Origin of the sequence: Duganella fentianensis, assembly GCF_964031615.1 — a bacterium.
GTDB lineage: Bacteria > Pseudomonadota > Gammaproteobacteria > Burkholderiales > Burkholderiaceae_D > Rugamonas > Rugamonas fentianensis_A.
Genome location: NZ_CAXIQN010000007.1, coordinates 72,884 through 93,509 on the forward strand (window position 1 = coordinate 72,884; position 20,626 = coordinate 93,509).

18 protein-coding genes are annotated in these 20,626 nt (G+C 62.4%); 6 read left to right on the forward strand and 12 right to left on the reverse strand.

Annotated elements, in window-relative coordinates; translation table 11 throughout:
• Nucleotides 1-134: 134 nt before the first annotated feature.
• Nucleotides 135-1,421 carry a divalent metal cation transporter gene (locus ABNT42_RS04530; RefSeq protein WP_348694657.1) on the forward strand — a complete coding sequence of 429 codons (1,287 nt, stop codon included), beginning with the start codon at nt 135-137 and terminating at the stop codon, nt 1,419-1,421.
• A gap of 25 nt (nt 1,422-1,446) precedes the next feature.
• On the forward strand, nt 1,447-1,779 hold the full coding sequence (locus tag ABNT42_RS04535) for a hypothetical protein (RefSeq protein WP_348694606.1): 333 nt from the start codon (nt 1,447-1,449) through the stop codon (nt 1,777-1,779).
• Here the strand turns inward: ABNT42_RS04535 and ABNT42_RS04540 are convergent.
• Both ABNT42_RS04540 and ABNT42_RS04545 read right to left on the reverse strand, forming a co-directional pair.
• A complete protein-coding gene (locus tag ABNT42_RS04540; protein ID WP_348694609.1) occupies nt 1,769-4,087 on the reverse strand; it encodes an EAL domain-containing protein in 2,319 nt (772 codons plus the stop codon). The genes ABNT42_RS04535 and ABNT42_RS04540 overlap by 11 nt on opposite strands.
• A 134-nt stretch (nt 4,088-4,221) precedes the next feature.
• A complete protein-coding gene (locus ABNT42_RS04545) occupies nt 4,222-4,827 on the reverse strand; it encodes a LysE/ArgO family amino acid transporter (protein WP_348694612.1) in 606 nt (201 codons plus the stop codon).
• Between the two features lie 86 nt (nt 4,828-4,913).
• Between ABNT42_RS04545 and ABNT42_RS04550 the strand changes: the two genes are divergently transcribed.
• Nucleotides 4,914-5,816, forward strand: coding sequence for a LysR family transcriptional regulator ArgP (locus ABNT42_RS04550; RefSeq protein ID WP_348694615.1), 903 nt, complete (start codon nt 4,914-4,916; stop codon nt 5,814-5,816).
• Here ABNT42_RS04550 and ABNT42_RS04555 read toward each other — a convergent pair.
• Together ABNT42_RS04555 and ABNT42_RS04560 are read right to left on the reverse strand one after the other, a co-directional pair.
• Nucleotides 5,813-6,817 carry a histone methylation protein DOT1-like protein gene (locus tag ABNT42_RS04555; protein ID WP_348694618.1) on the reverse strand — a complete coding sequence of 335 codons (1,005 nt, stop codon included), beginning with the start codon at nt 6,815-6,817 and terminating at the stop codon, nt 5,813-5,815. The two genes, ABNT42_RS04550 and ABNT42_RS04555, sit on opposite strands and share 4 nt — an antisense overlap.
• A 2-nt stretch (nt 6,818-6,819) precedes the next feature.
• Nucleotides 6,820-7,179, reverse strand: a complete 360-nt coding sequence (locus tag ABNT42_RS04560; RefSeq protein ID WP_348694619.1) for a DUF5710 domain-containing protein — start codon at nt 7,177-7,179, stop codon at nt 6,820-6,822.
• 125 nt (nt 7,180-7,304) lie between these two features.
• Here ABNT42_RS04560 and ABNT42_RS04565 point away from each other — a divergent pair, with 125 nt between their 5' ends.
• Together ABNT42_RS04565 and ABNT42_RS04570 are read left to right on the forward strand one after the other, a co-directional pair.
• Nucleotides 7,305-7,922 carry a hypothetical protein gene (locus tag ABNT42_RS04565; protein WP_348694622.1) on the forward strand — a complete coding sequence of 206 codons (618 nt, stop codon included), beginning with the start codon at nt 7,305-7,307 and terminating at the stop codon, nt 7,920-7,922.
• A 293-nt stretch (nt 7,923-8,215) separates the two neighbouring features.
• Nucleotides 8,216-8,923 carry a lysoplasmalogenase gene (locus ABNT42_RS04570; protein ID WP_348694625.1) on the forward strand — a complete coding sequence of 236 codons (708 nt, stop codon included), beginning with the start codon at nt 8,216-8,218 and terminating at the stop codon, nt 8,921-8,923.
• Here the strand turns inward: ABNT42_RS04570 and ABNT42_RS04575 are convergent.
• The 5 genes from ABNT42_RS04575 to ABNT42_RS04595 are packed head-to-tail and all read right to left on the reverse strand — an operon-like array spanning nt 8,836 to nt 15,079.
• Nucleotides 8,836-10,482 (reverse strand): Na/Pi symporter, encoded by a 1,647-nt coding sequence (locus ABNT42_RS04575; protein WP_348694628.1) that lies wholly within the window; start codon nt 10,480-10,482, stop codon nt 8,836-8,838. The genes ABNT42_RS04570 and ABNT42_RS04575 overlap by 88 nt on opposite strands.
• 5 nt (nt 10,483-10,487) lie before the next feature.
• Nucleotides 10,488-10,838 (reverse strand): STAS domain-containing protein, encoded by a 351-nt coding sequence (locus ABNT42_RS04580; RefSeq protein ID WP_348694631.1) that lies wholly within the window; start codon nt 10,836-10,838, stop codon nt 10,488-10,490.
• A gap of 37 nt (nt 10,839-10,875) precedes the next feature.
• Nucleotides 10,876-13,287 carry a SpoIIE family protein phosphatase gene (locus tag ABNT42_RS04585; RefSeq protein ID WP_348694634.1) on the reverse strand — a complete coding sequence of 804 codons (2,412 nt, stop codon included), beginning with the start codon at nt 13,285-13,287 and terminating at the stop codon, nt 10,876-10,878.
• Between the two features lie 12 nt (nt 13,288-13,299).
• The gene (locus tag ABNT42_RS04590) at nt 13,300-13,725 is read right to left on the reverse strand and encodes a hypothetical protein (RefSeq protein WP_348694636.1); all 426 of its coding nucleotides are present in this window, start codon (nt 13,723-13,725) and stop codon (nt 13,300-13,302) included.
• Between the two features lie 10 nt (nt 13,726-13,735).
• Nucleotides 13,736-15,079 carry a hypothetical protein gene (locus tag ABNT42_RS04595; protein ID WP_348694639.1) on the reverse strand — a complete coding sequence of 448 codons (1,344 nt, stop codon included), beginning with the start codon at nt 15,077-15,079 and terminating at the stop codon, nt 13,736-13,738.
• A 216-nt stretch (nt 15,080-15,295) separates the two neighbouring features.
• On the opposite strand from ABNT42_RS04595, the gene ABNT42_RS04600 reads away from it, so the two are divergent.
• Nucleotides 15,296-19,009 carry an AAA family ATPase gene (locus ABNT42_RS04600; RefSeq protein ID WP_348694642.1) on the forward strand — a complete coding sequence of 1,238 codons (3,714 nt, stop codon included), beginning with the start codon at nt 15,296-15,298 and terminating at the stop codon, nt 19,007-19,009.
• 2 nt (nt 19,010-19,011) lie between these two features.
• Here ABNT42_RS04600 and ABNT42_RS04605 read toward each other — a convergent pair whose 3' ends face one another.
• The 3 genes from ABNT42_RS04605 to ABNT42_RS04615 form a co-directional block, all read right to left on the reverse strand.
• Complete coding sequence (locus ABNT42_RS04605) at nt 19,012-19,353, reverse strand: helix-turn-helix domain-containing protein (RefSeq protein ID WP_348694644.1); 342 nt, start codon at nt 19,351-19,353, stop codon at nt 19,012-19,014.
• 6 nt (nt 19,354-19,359) lie between these two features.
• Nucleotides 19,360-19,668 (reverse strand): type II toxin-antitoxin system RelE/ParE family toxin, encoded by a 309-nt coding sequence (locus ABNT42_RS04610; RefSeq protein WP_348694646.1) that lies wholly within the window; start codon nt 19,666-19,668, stop codon nt 19,360-19,362.
• A gap of 425 nt (nt 19,669-20,093) precedes the next feature.
• A complete protein-coding gene (locus tag ABNT42_RS04615; RefSeq protein WP_348694648.1) occupies nt 20,094-20,342 on the reverse strand; it encodes a hypothetical protein in 249 nt (82 codons plus the stop codon).
• Between the last annotated feature and the right edge of the window lie 284 nt (nt 20,343-20,626).

The following is a 20,626-nucleotide window of genomic DNA, read 5'->3' on the forward strand; positions in this document are numbered from 1 at the left end:
AACGAATGTAGAAACTAACTCGCAAGATTGTAGAAACAGCATGTGACGCGACCATGACGCAGCCGTGACAACTTTATGACACAATTTCCTCGGCTCGGTTAGTATGCAGAACCGGATACGCCTTGATCAGTCTTATGCCCCAGCCCACGCCCCGTGACACCGCCCCACCTGCCAGCCGCTGGCTAGCCAAGCTGGGGCCGGGCCTGATCACGGGCGCGGCCGACGATGACCCCAGCGGCATCGCCACCTATTCGCAGGCAGGTGCCCAGTTCGGCCTGCAAATGCTGTGGACCGTGATCCTCACCCTGCCGCTGATGGTCGGCATACAGGCCATCAGCGCACGCATAGGCCGCGTCAGCGGTGCCGGTCTCGCCACCAATATGCGGCGCCATCTGCCGCGCCCACTGTTGTATGCCATCGTCAGCCTGCTGCTGATCGCCAACACCATCAACATTGCTGCCGACATCGCCGCCATGGGGCAGGCCGTCAGCCTGCTGGCCGATGGCGCCAGCCACTGGTATGCCGCGACGGCCGGCCTGCTGTCGCTGCTGCTGCAAGTGCTACTGCCCTACCACCGCTATGTGAATCTGCTGAAGTGGCTGACGCTGGCATTGTTCGCCTATGTGGTCACGGCCGTCAGCCTGCAACTGCCATGGCTGCAGGTACTGCAAGCCGCCATCTGGCCCACGCTGTCATGGCAGCCGGCCTATATCACCACCGTGGTCGCCGTGTTCGGCACCACCATCAGCCCCTATCTATTCTTCTGGCAGGCCTCGCAGGAAGTGGAAGACCTGCGCGCCGATCCGCACGCGCACGCCCTCAAACACGCCGCCGAACAGGCCGCACCGCAACTACAGCGCATCAAGATCGATACCGTGGTGGGCATGGGCTTTTCCAATCTGGTGGCGCTGTGCATCATGCTCACCACCGCCGCCACACTGGGCGCACACGGCATCACCGAGATTACTTCCTCGGCCCAGGCGGCGCAGGCACTGCGCCCCATCGCAGGTGAATGCGCATTTGCCCTGTTCAGTCTGGGCATCGTCGGCACCGGCTTGCTGGCCGTGCCCGTACTGGCCGGTTCGGCCGCCTATGCCATGGCCGGCGCCATGCACTGGCGCGGCAGTCTGGAACTCCAGTATGGCAGCGCGCGCAAGTTCTACGGCATCATAGGCGGCGCCACGCTGATCGGCACGGCACTGTGCTTTAGCAGCATCGATCCCATCCGCGCGCTGTACTGGAGCGCCGTCGTCAACGGCGTGATCTCGGTACCCATCATGGTGGTGCTGATGCTGCTGGCGCGCCGCCCTGCCGTGATGGGCACACTGGTGATCTCGCGCCGCCTCACCGTGCTGGGCTGGCTGTGCACGGCCGTGATGGCGCTGGCCGTGGCGGCCATGCTGCTCACCATGGTTCTATAATGACGTATCACCCGGGGAGAACAGCATGCAACCGACGATCCGACTCGCGCTATGGCTGCTCGCTGCTGCCGCCAGCTTGAGCGCACAGGCAATCGAACGGGCTTTTCCTGCGCACGCCCTGCGCGGCAAAATGACGCCCGCCTATTTTCCCGACGTGCTGATCGACGGCAAAGTGCGCCAGCTAGCGCCTTCGGCCCGCATCTTCAATCAGGATAATCTGATCGAACTGCCAGCGGCGCTACGTGGCAGTGATCTGGTGGTCAATTACACCGTCGATAGCTGGGGCAATATCGACCGCATCTGGCTGCTCACGGCGGACGAAGCCGCGCAGCCGCCGGCCAGCGAGATCAGGCGCTAGCGTCGGCCGGCGCTGCCGCGGGCTGCTGCAGGCGGCTGGCAAAGTCCGGCAATTCATCGGCCGGTATCGGCAGCGAAATGTGATAGCCCTGCAGGTGATGGCAACCCAGCTGGCGCAATATGCTGGCCTGCCCTGCCGTCTCGACGCCTTCCGCCACCAGTTGCAGGCCCAGACTCTGGCCCATGGCGATAATCGCGTGCACCAGATTATTGCTGCGCTCACTGTGCTCGATATCCATCACGAAAGCGCGGTCTATCTTCAGCGTGTTCAGATGGAACTGGGTCAGATAGCTGAGCGAGGAATAGCCGGTACCGAAATCATCGAGCGAAATTCCCACCCCCATGCCGCGTAGTTGCGCCAGCACGCTCTGCACCTCGCCGCCGTTATCGATCAGCACCCGCTCCGTCAGTTCCAGTTCCAGCTGGCGTGGCGCCAGTCCGTTACGCTCCAGCGCCTGCTGTACCAGCCGCACAAACGCCGGATCGGCCAGCTGCCAGGCCGAGACATTGATGCTGACAGTCAGCTCGCCCAGCGTACCAGCCTTCCATACACCCAGCTGGCGGCAGGCTTCGTTCAGCACCCAGGTGCCGATTTCCACGATCATGCCGCTGTCTTCGGCGACGGGAATGAAACGGTCGGGCGCCACGCTGCCCAGCGTGGCGCTATGCCAGCGCAGCAGCGCTTCCACCTTGGTCATGGCGCCACTGGCCGCGCTGGTAATGGCCTGATACACGAGGCGGAACTCCTGCCCCGCAATCGCGCTGCGTAGCGCGCCGTCGATCACCAGCGCATCCTTGGCCGCAGCATTCATGGCATCGTTAAAGAAGCGTACCTCGCCCCGCCCGCTTTTCTTGGCCACATACATGGCGATATCGGCGTGGCGGATCATGGTGGCGCTGTCCATGCCATGCTGCGGATAGCAGGCCACACCCACGCTGGCCGAAACGCCGATCACATGGTGGGTCACGGTAAAGCTGCTTTCCATCGCCGCGATGATCTGGTCGGCGCAGGCACGTGCATGCTGCTCGGCGCTACCGACCGCCAGTTCGGGCAGGACGACAATGAACTCGTCGCCGCCGAAGCGGGCCAGCACATCATGGGGCGCCAGCACGGAATGCAGCCGGCGGGCAAACTGGCGCAGCAGTTCGTCGCCCACGGCATGGCCGAAGGAATCGTTGACCCGCTTGAACTTATCCAGATCGATGAACAGCACTGCGCATTCGCAGCCCGCGCTGCAGGCCAGCATGACTTCTTCCCTGAGCCGGTTGGTAATCGCGTGGCGGTTGAAATAGCCGGTGACGGGATCGATGTTGGCCGCCTGCCGCAGCAGATCATCCTTGCGCGTACGTTCGCTGATATCGAGCAGCTGTACCAGACAGTACAAACGGCCCCGCTCCTCATAGGGCGAGGCCAGCAGCTCGACCGGCAGACGGGTGCCATTATGCAGGTGGAACATGGCCGTTTCCACCAGCGGGTAGACGGCACCCGGTGCCATAAAGCGTTCGAAATATTCATCGGCCATCTGCGGCGTCAGGCCGGGCAGCAGATCGCTGACATGCTTACCGACCAGATCAGCCGGTCCGGCAAAGCCCAGCAGGCGGGCGCAGCGCTCGTTCGCGATCTGCACAAAGCCGCGCCGGTCGCGGATCAGGAAGCCATTACTCAGACTATCGATGGTACGCGCATAGCGCTGCTGGATCTCGTCCTGCACCGCATAGATCAGCCCCAGCATGCTGAGCGTTTTCAGGATTGTGGTGCCGACGAACCAGAACAGATAAAGCTCCGGCCCCAGCGTGGCGGAACTGAGAATGTTGAAGATGCCCCTGAGGATCAGGGTAATGCCAAGGAACTGGTAGCGGTTCTTGTTGCGTATCAGGCGCTGGCCGCACCACACCATCACCACCCCCAGTATGGCGGCGCTGCCCGGCGCCAGCAGCGCCGGCATGGCATCCCACACCAGATAGCAGACCAGCGTAATCGCCAACGCCACCGGTAATATCCAGCGCTGCTGATTGCGGTGTAGTTCGCCGAGGAAGAATTTGGTGCCGCTCCAGTACCCCACCATGCCGGCCGCCAGCAAGGCAGCACATAAGGGAATACGCCAGGTTTCGGACAGATAGCGGCCACCGATAAACCACAGCACGATACCGCTCATGACGGAGAGCTGGCCCAGCCCCCAGTACAGCGCATGCTTTTCCTTGCGCTGCATCAGCCATAGAAAAATCAGCAATGTGCTCAGAATGGCATCAGCCGCAAAGGCTGCGGCGATTGCTGATAGATGGGCGTAACTACCGAGATCCGTGCTCATGAGGGGCCCTGCAAACCTGCGTCTGAACGTTCTATGGATGAATTATTCAACCCATTGTATGCCGAACCTCGGGCCCGACGATACGGCAGAGCACGCCAACCAGCCGGTTCTGTTGTCGATTGGCACAGACGCTGTCACAGGAACAAGGAAATGGCCAGACTCCACATCACCAGCGCGATCACCGCATCGAGCACCTGCCAGGCACGGGGACGGGCAAACACGGGGGTCAGATAACGCGCGCCGAAACCCAGACTGGTGAACCACAACAGCGACGCCAGCATGGCACCACCGGCAAAATACCAGCGTCCATCCCCACCCTGCTGGCCACCGATGGAGCCGAGCAGCACCACCGTATCCAGATACACATGGGGATTGAGCAGACTGAAAGCCAGCATGGCAGCGACCACCGTGCGCCTATCGGCTGCGCCCGATTCGGTGCCCGTCTGCATACTGCCCGGCCGCAGCGCCGAACGGGCTGCACGCCAGCCATACCAGCCCAGAAACGCGGCACCGGCTAATTTGATCAGCAACAGTAATGAGGGCGCCTGCGTGATCAGCGCACCCATGCCGACCACGCCGGCGCCGATCAGCACCACATCGCACAGCACACAGATCGCCACGCAGATAACAACGAACTCGCGCTTGAGCGCCTGCCGCAGCAGATACGCATTCTGCGAGCCGATCGCCACGATCAGGCTGCCACCTAAACCCATGCCCTTGAAAAAAGCCGTTGCCAGCATTGCCATCCCTCCCTAGAAAACGCCAGCTTAGAGGGGCACGGAAGATAAGTATAATTAATAAAAATCACCAAATATTAGGAAATCTAATGAGGCAGGTTGATTACCGAGGACTGGCGGCGCTGGACGCCATCATCGAATATGGCAATTTTGACAAAGCCGCAGCGGCGCTGGCGATCACCCAGTCGGCCGTGTCGCAACGTCTGCGCCTGCTGGAGAACAGCGCCGGCGAACTGCTGATCGTGCGCAGCCAGCCACCCGTGCCGACGGCAGCCGGCCAGCGCCTGATCGCTCACTACCGTCAGGTGCGGCTACTCGAAGCCACCCTGCTGCACGCCGCGCCGGACGGCGCACCAACGGCGGAAATCGCCATCGCCGTGAACGCCGACAGCGCCGCCACCTGGCTGCAGCAAGCCGTCACCCCGCTGATGCTGCGTGGCGACTGCATGCTGCATATCCGCATGGATGATCAGGACCACACCCTGAGCATGCTGCGCGAGGGACGGGTGTTCGGCTGCGTCACCAGCGAAACGGCGCAAGTGGCGGGCACCTCGTCCACTCCGCTGGGGCGGATGCGCTATCTCTGCGTGGCCAGCCCGGACTTTGCCCGCCGCTGGTTCCCGCACGGCATGACCGCAGCCGCCGTACAGCGTGCTCCCGTCATGATCTTCGACCGCAAGGATGCCCTGCAAGCACGTTACATCGCCCAGTACACGGGTTATACGGGCGCCTTCCCGCACCATGCCTATGCCAGTTCCGACGGCTTTCTGCGCTTTGTCGCCGCCGGCTTCGGCTACGGCATGCTGCCCGTGCTGCAATGTGCCGACGGCCTGCGCAATGGCACGCTGGTCGATCTGACCCCGGGCCACTACCTCGATGTGCCCCTGATCTGGCACCGCTGGGATATCGATACGCCTTACACGCGCACGTTGTCGCAGCAGATGATCGCAACGGCGCAGCGCTGGCTGCTGCAGGATGAGGTGGCGCGCTAGCGCTTCTCCAGCTCGGCCCGCACGCGGGCTTCCCACTCGGCCGGATCGGGCGCATAGCTGGTGACGGGCGGCGCCGTACCATCCCAGTCGCCATAGCGCTGGTACAGATTAACGCTAGTCCACGCCAGCGTACCGGCCGGATAGTGCTGCAGAATGCGGAAGGCCGGATGGGATAAAGGATAAGTGGTGGTACTGACCAGCGCCCCGGGTTGCAGTTCACTGGCCAGCTTGTGCGCCAGCGCCGGCATCAAAGGACCGAAGCAGGTACTGTAGAGGAACACCAGCGTAGCGGCGCTGACATCGACTTTGAACATATCGGCTTCGATGAAAGCCAGCCGCTGTGGCAGATCCAGCAGATGCGCCAGCGTCGACCTAGCGCCGTGCGGCAGCACCAAAGGCTGCGCGCGCTGCATGGGCTGAGGTAACAGCGTCAGCTGCTGCTGGTTCAGCGCCAGCAACTGCTGACAGCGCTGCAGCGCTAGCTGGTGGCGGTAGCCGAGCAACTCCACGCCCACGCAGCGCTGGAACGGCAGACTCAGTGCGGCCGACATCACCACCTTGCCCAGGCCGCTGCCCAGATCCACCATCAGCCCGCCGGGCGCGACGAACGGAGCAATGGCCGCGAAGTAGCGTTCCAGTTCCGCCTGCTGCAATTCCCCATAAATCATGCCGGCATCCTGCACCAGCCAGTCATGCACTTCTGCATCGCTGATCTGTTCCAAGGGACGGAACTGCGGCAAGGGGGGCGTGCGCGGCAGCATACTGTGCGGCAGCAGGCCAGCAGGTAAAGTACCGACGATTACACCCGCGTGGGGACGCAGGCGCTGCACCAGATAATCGTGCTGGCGCCGGTCTTCCAGACAGGCGCGCAAAGCATAGCCGACTTCAATAAAGGATAGAAACGGCGCATCGGGCGCCAGCAGCAAAGCTGGTCGTTGATGCTGCTCGCCGCCCTCGATGGCAGCGAACAACGGCGCCAGCAGCGTGGCAGCCGGCACCATCGTCAGTGTATCGCCGCCAGCAACTGTGCGGCCTCGTCATGGGCCAGCTGCCAGCCCGATTCCTGCAGGCGGGGCGCGCAATGGGCGCAGGCCTCGAAGGGATTGCACAGATGCTGCAGATCGATAAAGTGCTTGCCCACTACCGGCTTACCGGCATAGCTATCGATGGTGACGGGATGGGAACGGGGTGTAACGGCGGCGATGGCCGGCACAAAATCAGCGCCAGCGGCGGGCAGCCAGCGGGCAAAGGGTTCCGTGGGCTTACCGTCAGGCACATACCACGACTTACGTTCACCATTCCAGCGCGCGCCGAGCGCCTTGGCTTCATCTTTTTCCGCGAACGGAACTTTTAAAAACATCATGACTGCAACTCCTCCTAACTGTGCCATTCTACTCCGCCCGGGTGATGGGCAGACCTGCACTAAGGCAAACGGCGCCGTCCCCGTTACAATAGCGACTTACCGACAGTCGCCAACATCCTAGTCCCATGTCCATCATCGAACCGATCACCCTCACCGTCGCCGAACTGGCGGCCCGCTGGCAGCAGAGCGAGGCAGAAATTCTGGCCAGTGGCCTGCCCATGTACTTCTATTTCGACGGACTGGTGTTCGAATTCGGCGACAAATGGCACCGCCTGCATGGCGAACTGCAGGAAGCGCGCAATCTGGAATCGCAGCAGGCGCGCCAGAGCACGGTGGATCTGGACATCCAGCGCCAGAACCTGCACCGGCGCGGCCTGCTCAAACTGACCCAGTGGGAAGCTCCGCTTGACGACGACGCACTGGCGGCCCTGTATGCCGAGCAGGAGCACCTGCTGCAGGACATCAAACGCCTGCAGGCGCTATTAAAAGAGCGCAACGAAGAACGCCAGCGTCACGTCCGCAACGGCCTGCTGCGTGCAGCGCCACGCACACTGCGGGACATTGCCGCGCAGGGCCGCAGCGGCTTCCCCAACTTCGCCTTCATGCCGGCCAGCACGGGCGCCGACGAAAAGATCAGCGCGGGCGCCGTAGTCGCCCTCGAAGACGGCTTCCCCGCCAAAACCAGCCTGAGCGCAGCCGACCTCGTCATCTCCATGCACGACATCCGCGCCAAAGAAGAATAACTTCGAACTTCGGGGTCAGATCTGTCATTCGGACATTCGCCGCGCAGCTTTGATCAATATCATTCGCTCCGGCCTTGGGTGTGCTTGCGCCCGACCCGACCATATCCAGCGCCCTCACTTTGGCTGCACGGAAATCCATATACGCACTGATCAGGATGCCAGTCCATCTGCAAGGTAGCGGCTTGTCTCAGCTCAAAAGTGTTGCGTGACTGTCCAAAAGACAGATCTGACCCCGAATTTTTGCTGCAGGCTTGTGCTAGTCTTTGCTGCTTAGCTTGCTCGGGGATTTTGCTATGCCAGTTTCTCGTCTGTATCAGTCGGTTATCGCGGCCAGCGTTGCACTGGCCATCCTCGGTTCGACGCTGGGCGGTGATGCGATCTGGCTGCACTATGTGGCTAAGCCGCTGGCGACGTTGCTGATCGCGGGACTGGTCTGGCGCCACCACACACCCCAGCATCAAGCTTATCGTCGCGCATTGCTGGCCGGACTGGCGTTTTCGTGGCTGGGCGATGTGCTGCTGATGCTGCCCAAGGCTGTGCTAGCGCTGGGCTTCGAGCTGGGCCTGGCCGCCTTCCTGCTCGCCCACCTGTGCTTTCTGCGTGCCCTTACGCGCGATGCCCGCTGGGCCCGCCCCCTGTGGCCGCTGCTGCTCCTGCTGCTGATCGGCAGCGCCAATCTGGCCGTGCTGTGGCCCGGCATAGCCCCGGCGCTGCGCCCGCCCGTGCTGGCTTACATGCTGTGTTTAGTGGCGATGGCGGCACAGGCGATCACGCGCGCGCGCAGTCTGGCTACACCGGCCAGCACGCTAGCGGCTATTGGCGGCCTGCTGTTCCTCAGTTCCGATACGCTGCTGGCATATAACAAATTCCACTCGCCTCTGCCGGCCTCCGCCCTGCTAGTGCTGGGCAGCTATTATGCCGCGCTATACCTGCTGGCGCGCTCGCTGCCCGCCGCCAGCGGCGCCTTGCCCTCAGACCTGACGTCGAGCAGCAGTACGTAACGCCGCAGCAGCCAGACGCTGCGTTCGAACAGACCGGTGGCGGCAAATACGGCCTGCTGCACCTCGGCTGCCACCGAACCGCCCTGCATGCGGCGGCGGATCGCATCCATCAGTTCGGAGCGGTCATGCGTCAACATGCGCAACATTTCCAGATCGGCCGCAGCCGGCGCGGCCGCCACTTCGGCCAGCGTTTCCAGCATCATGTGCAGGCTCTCCACCAGATTGTCGATCAGGCTGCGCACTTCACCCATGCGGGCCGGATCGCCGATGGCCCGGTCTAGCTCCGTCAGCGCTTCCTGCAGATTGCTAAGCAGTTGATTGCGATCGCGCAGAATGATGGTCTGCTCCAGCACTGCGCGGCTGTAGTTGCGGTCTGCCAGTTCGGTCAGGAAGGCATCGCATTCGCGGATGACGCTACCTTCCGCAGCCAGCAGAATGTGGGCGGCCGGTCTGCTGCTAGACACATCCTCGCGCACAGCATCCAGATAGGTGGGCAGGCTGGCCAGCAGGCGCTGCTGCTCCTTGTTCACCAGTATCAGCGCCGTTTCCGGCTCCACCAGTGCCTCGTCGTTGATGTAGTGGGGCCGACCCAGCGCTTCTTCCACCGATGGTGGCGCCAGCCGCTCGAGCAGCCCTAGCACGGGCAGGCGCAGCACGCGCATGGCCAGATCGGAAGCTATCTGCAGCAGAATGTAGATGGCGGCCAGCTGGCCCGATGCGCCCAGCCCCAGTTGCAGCAGCAGGTGTTCGACCAGCCCCTGCCCCGTCAGCCAGTCCGCCGTGAGCAGCGCCAGCATCACGCCCACGCCGCCAGCTTTCAGCGCTACCTGATATAGCACCAGCTGGCGCGCGCTACCGGTCAGCTTGCCCGTCATCGATAGCGTGGCCAGACCGGAGCCCAGCCCTGCCCCCAGCACGATCATGGCACCGCTGCTGAACGGTAGCAGGCCCGCGGCCGCCATGGCCATGGCCACTACCGTTACCGTGGGCGACGACTGCACCAGAGTGGCAATCACCGCGCCGATCACAAAACTCAGTAGCGGATAATGACCGGCCACCTGCAAAGCATCTTTCAGCCACAGCGTGTGCTTGAGGATGGCCGAGCCGGACTTGATGAAGTCTATGCCAAGAAACAGCAGTCCCAGTCCCAGCAAGGCGCCAATGGCATGCCGGTAGCGCACCGACTGGTCCAGATTCAGGTAGTAGGTAGTACCGGTGATCCCGATCAGCAGCAGAATCAGCCAGTGCATATTCAGCGTCGCCATCAGAATCAGCACGGAAGTGCCCAGATTGGCCCAACTGATCACGGGGAAAGCACGGCGCTTGTCGATGGCGCCGGCGCTGACCAGCGCCACCATCACGAAGGTGACCGCATTCAGGCTCTGGATGATGGCACCGGCCAGCAGGCCCAGTAGCGCCACCGAGCCATTCCCAGCCAGCACGCGCGTGATCAGCACGCGCATGCGCCGCCCGATCAGCTGCTTGACGTTGTTACTGAGCAGACGGATGCCGATGAAGAACAGCCCCAGTCCGGCAAAGATGCTGGCAAAGATATCCATGCTGTTCAGGCAGTAGCACGCAGGCGCTGCAGCGCGGCCTCGCTATCCTCGGCCACATCGAGGATACGCAGGAAGCCGCTGATTTCGAATACATCGCGCACTTGCTGCTGCAGACAGCACAGTACCAGCGCGCCCTGACTCTGCTTGGCACGCTTGGCCGCCATCAGCACCACTCGCAAACCAGCGCTGGAGATGTAATCGAGCGCACTGAAATCCATCAGCACACGGCTGGCGGGCAAATTGAACAGTTCCTGCAGCGGCTTCTCAAAACCGCTGGCAGTCGCGCTATCGAGCCGTCCGATCAGGCGTACGGCAGCCGCGTCATCAAGTTGGGTCAGTTCGTATTCAAAGCTCATGGTGGTTCCTCGGCTAGTCGTCGGTTCGGTGGGCGCTTTATGTGCGCAGGGTTTTCAGCAGGACGATCAGATTGCCGCTGCCATCAAAATAGGCGCGCGCATCATCCATCAGGGTCTTCACCAGATGCACTCCCAGTCCGCCGATCGGGCGCGCATCCAGATCGCCATCGAGATCAGGCGGTGGCGCTTCGGCAAACGGATCGAACGGCGGCGCATCGTCCTTGAGGATGATTTCCAGCCATTCGTCGGAGATACTCATGCGCACATGGATCACCCGGTCCGGCGCGCTATGCAGGCCATACTGGATGGTGTTGGTAACCAGTTCTTCCAGACAGAGATTGGCGGCAAACGCCAGATCGCTACGTTCCGGCAGCGCCGTGCTGACTGCCTCGGCCAGCTGGCTGATTTCCTCTACCCGCGAAGGCAGGTCATATTCCAGCAGCAGCCGTTTGTTATGCAGGACGATAGGTGTTGTATCCATCAGGGGGACTCCCGGTTTTCGTCTGAGCACCAGACAGGTCAGATCATCCGACGCTTCCGCGCCATTTACAAAGCTGGCGACATCGCGCACCAGACTCACCACGGTGGCACTGGCACTGGCGTCGGCACTGGCCGCAAACCACTGCATCAGGCGCGCTTCGCCATACGCTTCGCCCGTTACACTAAATGCCTCGGTTATGCCGTCGGTGTACAGCAGCAGCGCTTCGCCCGCCGCCAGCGTGGCATGCTGGTCGGTGTATTCCAGCGCCGGCATCCAGCCCAGCGCCACATCCATCACGCAGGGCAGTGCCGTTACCACGCCATCGGCAGCGCGCCGCAGCGGTGGCGGATGGCCGGCACTGGCATACACCAGCGTGCCATCCTGCGGGTTGTAGATGGCATAGCAGGCCGTAACGAACAGCTCCATGGGATTGCGCTCGCACAGCAGTTCGTTGGCCGCTGCCAGCACGCGTGCCGGGCTATCGCCCGTCATGGCCAGATCGAGCAGCACGGTGCGCGAGACGGCCATAAAGAAGGCCGCGCCCACACCCTTGCCGGAAACGTCGGCCACCAGCACGCCGCAGCGGCCATCGGCCAGCGGGAAGCAGTCATAGAAGTCGCCGCCCAGTTCGCGCGCCGGATACATGGCCGCATGCACCGCCCAGTCATCTTCGGCCGGGAAGTGTTGCGGCAGAATGGCGAGCTGCATGGCGCGCGCCAGATCGAGTTCTTCCTGCACCCGTTCGCCGGCCGCCCGCAGTGCTTCGTTCTTCTCCGCCAGCTCCCAGGTGCGTGCCGCCACCTGTTCTTCCAGCTCGCGCTGGCGCGATTCGTTCTGCTCGCGCACCACCTCCAGCAGGCCGGCAAATTCCGTCGCCACCGTGTTGAAGTTGTTCGCCACCAGCACCAGTTCATCGCGCGTATCGACATGGATGCGGGTATCGAGCCGGCCGGCACAGAACGACTGCGTGCCTTCCGACAGGCTGCGCAAGGAGCGCAGCGTGGACAGATAGATGCCGGCGAACAGATAGGCGATGGCAGCAATCACCGCCACCAGTATCAGCGCCACAATCAACTGCGACTGCTGCAGACGGACGATGCGGGCCGCCAGAAAAGCATCGGCATCAGCGGTGGTGGCTTCCAGCAGTTCGCGTGCGGCCTGCAGATTATCGGTTGCCAGCGCGCGCAGTTCGTTGATACTGGCCGGTGCATCGAGCGTCTTGTCTGCCGCATCCTGCTGGCGCGCGATATTCGCCAGAAACTGGCTGAGCGGCTGCTGCAACCGCGCCGCCGGCGCATGCAGCGCGGCCAGCTGCGACAGGCCGGCTTTCAAATTGGCCACGGATTCGCTCAGCACCACCTGCGCGCCCAGCGCATACGGTGCCATATCGTCAGAATTGAAGGTCAGCGCATCCTGCTGACGTGCCAGCGTTTCCGCCACTAGCGGCAGACGGTTGGCCAGCATATCGAAGGTCGCATCGAGCTCGCCGTCGACATTGAGGCGGTGGCTGCGCGCATCTTCGCGCATCAGCGCCAGCAGGGCATTGATGCTGCCCGTCAGAGCGACAAAGCGCTGGCGCCGGTCACCCGACTGGGCAATGCTGCGCACCTGCTGCCAGCTACTGCGCACGCGCGCTGCCGCTTCCTTGCCCGCGCCCCGATAATCCGATTGCAGCAGCAGCGCCATGCTGCCTTCCAGCGTCTGCAAGTCCGGCTGGTCCAGCGGTGCCAGCACGGCGGCGCTGCGCGCATTCACCAGCGCATACAGTAGCTGCACCTGCGCGCGATAGGCGATCAGGCCTTCCCGCTCGCTGCGCGCCAGATCGATATCGCTGCCGGCCTTGCGCAGCAGCGGGGTACACAGCACGGCCAGCGCCAGCAGCACCACCGCGCCAATCAGCACATACTTGCGCTTGAAGCTCAGGCGGTTGGAGAGCCAGACGGTGGGCGCCAGCAGATGACGTAACATGGCAGCGCGCAATCAGGGGGCGGTTTCGAGCACCACTTTCAGCGGCGGCGCCACCTGCTTCTTGTGGATATAGCCGATCGCGCCCGGTGTCGCCTGTACCAGCTTGCTCACTTCCTCGGCACTCTCGGCCTGCTTGGGTGGAAAGCCCATGCCGGTAAAGCTCTGGCGCGCCCAGTAGGCGCGCACCTGGCCCGCGCTGCGTCCCGTGACTTTGCTATAGAACTCGGCACGCAGCGGCGCCCCTTCGCGGATATCGATAGGCTGTACCGGCTTGCCATCGGGCCAGGTCTGCACCTGTTTGAGGAACATCTGGGTGGCCTGATCGGAATTGATCTTTTCCACGGCGGTATCGCGGTTGACCACCACGACCACCTGCGCTTGAACTCCGCTGCAGGCCAGCAGCAGGCAGCTGATCAGAGAATACTGTGCTATGCGCATGATGCGACCTTCAGAAGACAAAATCGAGCGACACGGTGAACAGGTTCACGGTCGGACGGATGGGCAGGCGCGACACCGCGAAGTAGCCGGGCGTGTAAGCACCGGGCGTCTGCAAATGGTCGTACTGGAGTTTGAGCGCCATATTGCCGCGGAAGTCGTAACGCACGCCGGCGCTGACGGAACGGGTCGACAGATCGGCATAGCGCGCGGCCTGATCCAGCCCGCCTTTCAGCTGCGCCATGGCGCCATCGAGCGCCGGATCGAGTCCGCTCGCCGCCAGTGCCGAGGTATCCAGCGCTGGACTGGCGCGGCGCTGACGGGCCAGCGACAGATACGGCGTCCACTCATCGAAGCTGCGCGCCAGCGTGAACTGGTAGCCGTGATATTTGCCCACCATGGCGGAGCGCGAATCGAGCCGGGTGGCTTCGCCCAGCAAGCGCCAGTCGCCCAGATTGGCATCGAAGCCCACACTGGTGTAGAGCGGCCGGCTATCGAACGGCGACGCCAGCGCGCGGATACTCTGGGCCCGCGCCTGCAGGCCGGCACCCAGTGCAGCTGGCAGGAAGGGGTTGGCGGCAGCCGCCTGCAGTGCACCGGCCAGCTGCGCCGTGGCGCCATTGATCTGGCTGACCTGCGGCGAACGCATGGTGTAGCTGCCGATCACGCTGTGCGAAGCGCGCAGTATCAGATTCGGCAAGGTGGCACTGACCGCCAGTCCGCGGATATGGCGCAGGCGGGCATCGGCCGCCTGCACCGGAGCGAGATTATAGAAGCGATGGCTATAGTCGGACTGCCCATAATAGGCCTGGGCCAGCAGCGCCGTGTCGCCGATATTGTGGCGCCACTGCAGATCGGCACCATCGAGCGATGCCACACTGTTGACCGTGCCATACAGCGGCAAGGCGGGACGTGCCATCAGATAAGCGTAGCCGATTTCCACCACATCCGAATCGAAGTACAGCGGACTGCGGATACGCCCTGCGCGCACGGCGAAATCATTGCTGATCTGCTGGCGCAGATAGAACATGCGCAGTGCCGGCGACAGATCGTCGCCAGCCCGTGCCACGCCCTGCAGCACGAAGGCGGTGTTCTCGCCGGCCTGCCATTCCAGCTGCAGGCCTAGCACGGAATCCAGATTGGCCGACCAGCCTTCGCCTGCCGGCCGCTTCTGCGCACTGGAAAAAATCGCCCCTGCATCGCTGCTGTCATTGTGGGTCAGCCCCAGCGTGCCGAAACCGGATAAGCGCAGCGGTGCTACGGCTGCCCCATCGGCGGTTTCGTCAGCACGGGCACCTGCCATGGCACCTGCCAGCAGCAAAGCCAGCGCCAGCGCGTGGCGGTGTTGAGGAGTCAAAAATAATTGGGTCATCGCGCTTGCTATCCGTAGTGAGACGCTGCGGATGAAGTGCCTAAGCCCTAGGCACACGCACCCGCTACCAACGCAGCCCGCCAGAGCGCTGCGCCACTTGATGATAAAATGTCCTAATTGCATTAAGTACAATTTTCATATTAACAAGCTTGCGTAAACCCAGCGTTAACTGATCTGACCTTCTTACCGCCCCCGCCACCCATGCCGCCGCCATCCCCGCCTTGCGTGAAAGTGCAGATAGGTCTGCTGGGTGAAATCCAGCTCAGCGTCGCCGGCCAGCCGCCGGCGGGCAAGGTGTATGGCAAGATGCTGGCCCTGCTGGCCTATCTGGCGCTGGAAAGCCCGCGCGCACACCGGCGCGAACAGCTGGCCGATCTGTTCTGGCCGCGGCTGCCAGCCGAGGCCGCGCGCATCAACCTGCGCCAGACGCTGTACCATCTGCGCCGCATGCTGGGTGCTAGCGCGCCGCTGCTGCTGACGGGACGCGACAGCGTGCGGCTACAGCTGCACACCGACTGCTGGCTGGATGTACGGGAATTTCTCGCCACTGACAGCCTGCCTGCAACGGCAGTTGCCGAGCACGCCCCGCAGCAACTGGTCCGGCTGGAAGCAGCGACGGCGCTGTACCGCGGCGAATTCCTCGCCAATCTCGACCTCGACGATGCGGTGGAATTCGCAAACTGGCGTGATGGCTGGCGCGCCAGTCTGCACCAGCACATGCTGCGCTTGCTGGAAAGCCTGCGCGACAGTCTGGAGCGACAAGGCGCCAGCGAACAGGCACTGCAGCATGCCCGCCACTATCTGGCACTGGAACCGTGGAACGAAACCGCCCACCGCGCCGTGATGCGCCTGCTGGCTGCCTGCGGCCGGCCTGCCGAAGCGCTGGCCCAGTACGCTAGCTGCCAGCGCCTACTACAGCTGGAACTGGGCAGCAGTCCGGCAGCGGCCACGCGTCAGCTGGCTGACACCATCCGCGCCGAACTGCAGCAGCGCGAACTGCAAAGCCTGGGCAGTGGAGCCGCGCACGCCGCAGTCACCGCGCACGAACCAACGGCGACATCGGCAACAGCAGTGCCCGCAGCGGATCTAGCATTCGCCGAACGACGTCAGGTCACCATACTGCATTGCAGCCTGTCGGCCGCCGATACCGACGACGCGGAAGACATTGCCGAGCGCCTGCGCCAGCCCTACCAGCGCTGCGCCGAACTGGCACGCCAGCATGGCGGCCATGTGCTAGCTGCGCCGGGCGGCAGCTTTGTCGCCTACTTTGGCTACCCGGTGGCGTCGGAACACGCCGCCCTCAACGCCGTGCGCGCCGCCTGCGCCATTAACGCTGCCATTAGTGCTGCCTTTAGTGCTGATATTAGTGCTGCCACTAAGGCCACCATCAATGCCGCCTGTGACGGCGCCGTGTCGTCCCGCTGTGGTCTGCACAGCGCCACCATCGTCACGGGCAGTGCAGCCGAACTGCCCGATCCGGCCGGACTGGCCTCAGCGCTGGCCGCCCGTCTGTGCGAACGGGCCGGTCAAGGCGAAATCCACCTGAGCACCACCACCCGCGAGCTAGTCAGCGGTTATTTCCATCTGCAGCCCTGCGGCTCGCAAGCGCTGCGCAGCTACCGCGTGGCCGGTAGCACAGGAGCCAACAGCCGCCTCGATGCAGCGCACGGCTTACAGCCACTAGTCGGGCGCACGGCCGAACTGAGGCAACTGACTATGCTGTGCCAGCAGGCCAGCGAAGGACAGTCGCAACTGGTGCTGCTGCGCGGTGAAGCGGGCATAGGCAAATCGCGCTTGCTGCGCGAACTGGCCGTCACACTGGCGGATACCCCGTGGCGCAGGCTGGAACTGCAATGCGAAGCGGCGTTCCAGAGCACACCATGGCAAGCACTAATCCAGCTGCTGGAACGCCTGAGCGGCTGCCAGCACGATGCGCCTGCCGACTACAAGCGCAACATGCTGGCGCAGTATCTGGCTTGCCAGCATGCGGCCATTGCAGCGGAAGTCACGCCGGTGCTGCAGGCACTGCTGGGCATCGCCACGCTGCCGCCTAACGTCAGCAGTGAAACCCTGCGCCAGCAGACCAGTGCTGCCCTGCTGGCCCTGTTACGCAATGCGGCCAGCCATGGCCCTGTACTGCTGGCAATCGAAGATCTGCACTGGGCCGATCCCTCCACCCTCGCCATACTGGCCGCGCTCTGCCAGCCTATGCCGGCCCTGCCGCTGCTCATCATCTGCACCGTACGCAAAGACAGTGCGCTGGAACCCTGGCTGCTAGCACATGCCACCCTGATGGAACTGAGCCTGCTGGATAATACGGCCATGACAGCGCTGGTGGACGGCGCGCAGAGCGGCCTGTCCGCTGCGGCCATCGCCCGCATCGTCGCCAGTGCCGAAGGCATCCCCCTGTTTGCTGAAGAACTGGCACGCCAGGCGCGAGAACAGCCGAGTGCGGGCAGCGTACCGGCCACGCTGGCCGATCTGCTCGCTGCCCGGCTGGATGCCAGCGGTGCCGCCCGCCGGCTGGCCCAATGCGCCGCCACCATAGGGCGCAGCTTCGATCTGGACTTGCTGGCCCACGTGACCACGATCAGCCCCAGCCAGCTACACAGCCTGCAGCAAGCCGGCCTGCTCGAACAGCACAACGCCCACAGCTACGCATTCCGCCACGCCCTGATCCACGCTGCCGCCTACCAGTCACAGACTCGTGCAGACCGCCAGCAGGCACACCGGCGCGTGGCCGATGCGATGCTACAGCACTACCCGCAGCGCGCCGCCCAGCAGCCTGCCCAGCTGGCCCATCACCTGGAACGGGCGGCCGATCCTGCCGCTGCACTGGCATGGTGGCTCAAGGCCGGCCAGCAGGCGCTGGCAGCGCACGCCTGTGCCGAAGCAGCGGCCCATTTGCGCAGCGGTCTGGCAGCACTGGCGCAGCTCCCCGCCGGCGCCGCACGCGCCGCCGTGGAACGCGACCTGCTGCTGACGCTGGGGCAGGCTTTGCTGGCACTGGCCGGCTATGGTTCGGCCGACGCTGCCAGCGTGTACGACCGCGCCTATGCGCTAAGTCAGGGCGAATACGCCAGCCTGTACGACGGAGCCGCACGCTTCGATGTCCTGTGGGGACTGTGGATGGTATCGAGCTCGCGCGCGCAGGCCAGCTTCCGCAGCAGCGCCGAACTGATAACGCCATTGCTCCAGGCGGCCAGCGCCAGCGCTGACGGGCTGCGCAGCGGCCACGCCCACGCAGCAGCGGCCAATCTGGCGCTGTGGCAGGGCCGCTTTGAAGAAGCGCTGGCGCATGCGCAGACGGCCGTGCAGCTCTGTCGTGCTCTGCCGCGCCAGCACGCGCACCAGCATGGCCATGATCCGCAGGTGGCAGGGCTGGCCTATGCTGCTTGGGCCCAGCTGGCACTGGGCCAGCCTAGCACCGCGCTACAGGCCTGCAGTGAAGCCATCACGCTGGCGCGCACCCTGGCGCATCCGGATTCGCTAGGGTTCGCGCTGGTGCATGCCGCCACCGTGTACCGCCTGCTGGGCGATGCGGCCACTGTTGCCACGCTGGCCGAAGAAATCCTCGCACTGGCTGGCCAGTATCAGCTGGCATTGTGGCAGGTGGCTGGCACCATGCTGCGCGGCTGGTGTCTGGCCTATGGGGGGCAGCGCGAAGGTCTGGTCCTGCTGGAATCTGCGGCAGATGCGGTGCGCAGCGTGATGCCGGGCATACTGGTAGCCTTCCTCCATCCGCTGGCCGAAGCGCTGGGCTTCCTGCACGACTATGCGGCCCAGCTGGAACAGATCGACGCAGCACTGGCCAGTGCCGAGCAACTGGACGACCAGTTACACCGCGCCAGCCTGCTACAGTTACGCGCCAACTGTCTGGCTCAACTCCATACGCCCACAGCTGCGCCAATCTGAGCTCAGGCCGCCGATACGGCTCTGGGCTTTCTTACTTCCTGCAACGCACGCTTGAAAAGCTTCAATTCTTCCGTTGCAAACAACTGGCTTCGGCCAACTTCCTCTTTTGCCCTCAGCTTGCCATGAGCGACATAACGCCGGAAGGTTGCAATCGATACCCCTAGATACTCGGCTGCCTCGTGCGCAGTAAAGCGTGCTCCGGCCAAATGACCGAACACCTGCTCATGCGAGAAATTCTGCGTCTGTGCAACCGGCTCCGCAAGCATCGCAAAAAATCGAGCGCGCTCATTTACGGGTAATCCGATAAAGCTCAGATAGACGTCTTCGGCAGTGATCTGGCGCATATTCCCTCAAGACTTCAAATATTGCTTTAGATTGCTATAAAAATTCTCATGCGGCCCTATCTGATAAAAGTCTATCCAATGCCAGCTAGACTCCTTGTCCGAGCTGGCGGCCTCAGGCAAGCGATAGGCGATCAGAAACTGCTGGCGCCGATACCTAAATTTATGGATCCGGATCCCGTGCAAATCGCCAGTCTTGGCTTCACCGATAAACGGATTGGAACAAACATCTTCCACCACATCTTCAATCGCTAGCTGAAACGGACGATTCTGCTTTTTCACATAGGCCAGAAAAGGGGGCTGGTAATTCGGTCTCATAGACTGAGCCCTTAATTACTCAAAATTGAGTATATATCAAATCAGAAAAGACTATGATTTCTGCCCAAAATGGCACCACTCCACCTTAGCGCTGAAAAATCGACTGATATCTACTTTGCGCAAACTTACTTCGTAAGAGCGAGTCTGGAAATGAAAAAAGGAGTCAGATGCAATATCTGACTCCTTTTTAGATTGGTAGGCCGTGCAGGACTTGAACCTGCGACCAAAGGATTATGAGCCCCTTAAACGAAGTTGCAAGCCAGGTTCTAAGCATTTGTTTTTACAAGGATAAAATCAAATACCTCATGCAAAATTCGGCCAAATTCGGGACCAGAAAAGTACCAGACGACAGCAATTAGACCGGAGAGGAAACGGAAGCCATTGAACAGCACAGCCCCTGATCCGGCACAAGCAAGCGGACGGAATCAATTAAATGGAGCCTCTTCGCCCAGAATTATTTCTCGCAACTTTATGCGTTCAGTCTCCTGCTCCAACCATGCCTCTCGACGGCCACAAATACGCGTCTTCACAGCGTGCAATATTTCACCACGAAACTCTGCCAAATAATGGATCGTAAAAACGTCACCATGTGTGCGACGCAGGGCCCTTCTCACCTCTTCGATGACAGCCTGTTGATAGCAAAACGCAGCGTCTAACTGGATAGGCTTGGACATGGTTACACCTCGTAGGATACTGCCAGCATACCATCAACAATAAGCGGGATTGCAGGTGGGTCAGATTGACCCTACTCAAACTTGTACGATGTATTCGCGATCGATTTGCAACCCAGTGTGTGGAAGTATCTGTATTTATTGATTTTTGTAGCAGAGCGTGGGTCACTTTGCATGCAAAATGACCCATGTTGATTTGCAGCGAAATCTGACCCACTTACCCCAGTAATTTGCAAACGAATCTGACCCACGTATACGACACAATTCTGCTCACGACATTGAGCGGA

Excerpts from the sequence above, each read along its gene's own strand:
- ABNT42_RS04560 (WP_348694619.1), bottom strand. The coding sequence starts at position 7,179 with ATGATGTTTTTAAAAGTTCCGTTCGCGGAAAAAGATGAAGCCAAGGCG.
- ABNT42_RS04610 (WP_348694646.1), bottom strand. The coding sequence starts at position 19,668 with ATGAGACCGAATTACCAGCCCCCTTTTCTGGCCTATGTGAAAAAGCAG.
- ABNT42_RS04585 (WP_348694634.1), bottom strand. The coding sequence starts at position 13,287 with ATGTTACGTCATCTGCTGGCGCCCACCGTCTGGCTCTCCAACCGCCTG.
- ABNT42_RS04555 (WP_348694618.1), bottom strand. The coding sequence starts at position 6,817 with ATGGTGCCGGCTGCCACGCTGCTGGCGCCGTTGTTCGCTGCCATCGAG.
- ABNT42_RS04575 (WP_348694628.1), bottom strand. The coding sequence starts at position 10,482 with ATGGATATCTTTGCCAGCATCTTTGCCGGACTGGGGCTGTTCTTCATC.
- ABNT42_RS04530 (WP_348694657.1), top strand. The coding sequence starts at position 135 with ATGCCCCAGCCCACGCCCCGTGACACCGCCCCACCTGCCAGCCGCTGG.
- ABNT42_RS04535 (WP_348694606.1), top strand. The coding sequence starts at position 1,447 with ATGCAACCGACGATCCGACTCGCGCTATGGCTGCTCGCTGCTGCCGCC.
- ABNT42_RS04565 (WP_348694622.1), top strand. The coding sequence starts at position 7,305 with ATGTCCATCATCGAACCGATCACCCTCACCGTCGCCGAACTGGCGGCC.
- ABNT42_RS04600 (WP_348694642.1), top strand. The coding sequence starts at position 15,296 with ATGCCGCCGCCATCCCCGCCTTGCGTGAAAGTGCAGATAGGTCTGCTG.
- ABNT42_RS04615 (WP_348694648.1), bottom strand. The coding sequence starts at position 20,342 with ATGTCCAAGCCTATCCAGTTAGACGCTGCGTTTTGCTATCAACAGGCT.
- ABNT42_RS04590 (WP_348694636.1), bottom strand. The coding sequence starts at position 13,725 with ATGCGCATAGCACAGTATTCTCTGATCAGCTGCCTGCTGCTGGCCTGC.
- ABNT42_RS04570 (WP_348694625.1), top strand. The coding sequence starts at position 8,216 with ATGCCAGTTTCTCGTCTGTATCAGTCGGTTATCGCGGCCAGCGTTGCA.
- ABNT42_RS04540 (WP_348694609.1), bottom strand. The coding sequence starts at position 4,087 with ATGAGCACGGATCTCGGTAGTTACGCCCATCTATCAGCAATCGCCGCA.
- ABNT42_RS04550 (WP_348694615.1), top strand. The coding sequence starts at position 4,914 with ATGAGGCAGGTTGATTACCGAGGACTGGCGGCGCTGGACGCCATCATC.
- ABNT42_RS04605 (WP_348694644.1), bottom strand. The coding sequence starts at position 19,353 with ATGCGCCAGATCACTGCCGAAGACGTCTATCTGAGCTTTATCGGATTA.
- ABNT42_RS04580 (WP_348694631.1), bottom strand. The coding sequence starts at position 10,838 with ATGAGCTTTGAATACGAACTGACCCAACTTGATGACGCGGCTGCCGTA.
- ABNT42_RS04545 (WP_348694612.1), bottom strand. The coding sequence starts at position 4,827 with ATGCTGGCAACGGCTTTTTTCAAGGGCATGGGTTTAGGTGGCAGCCTG.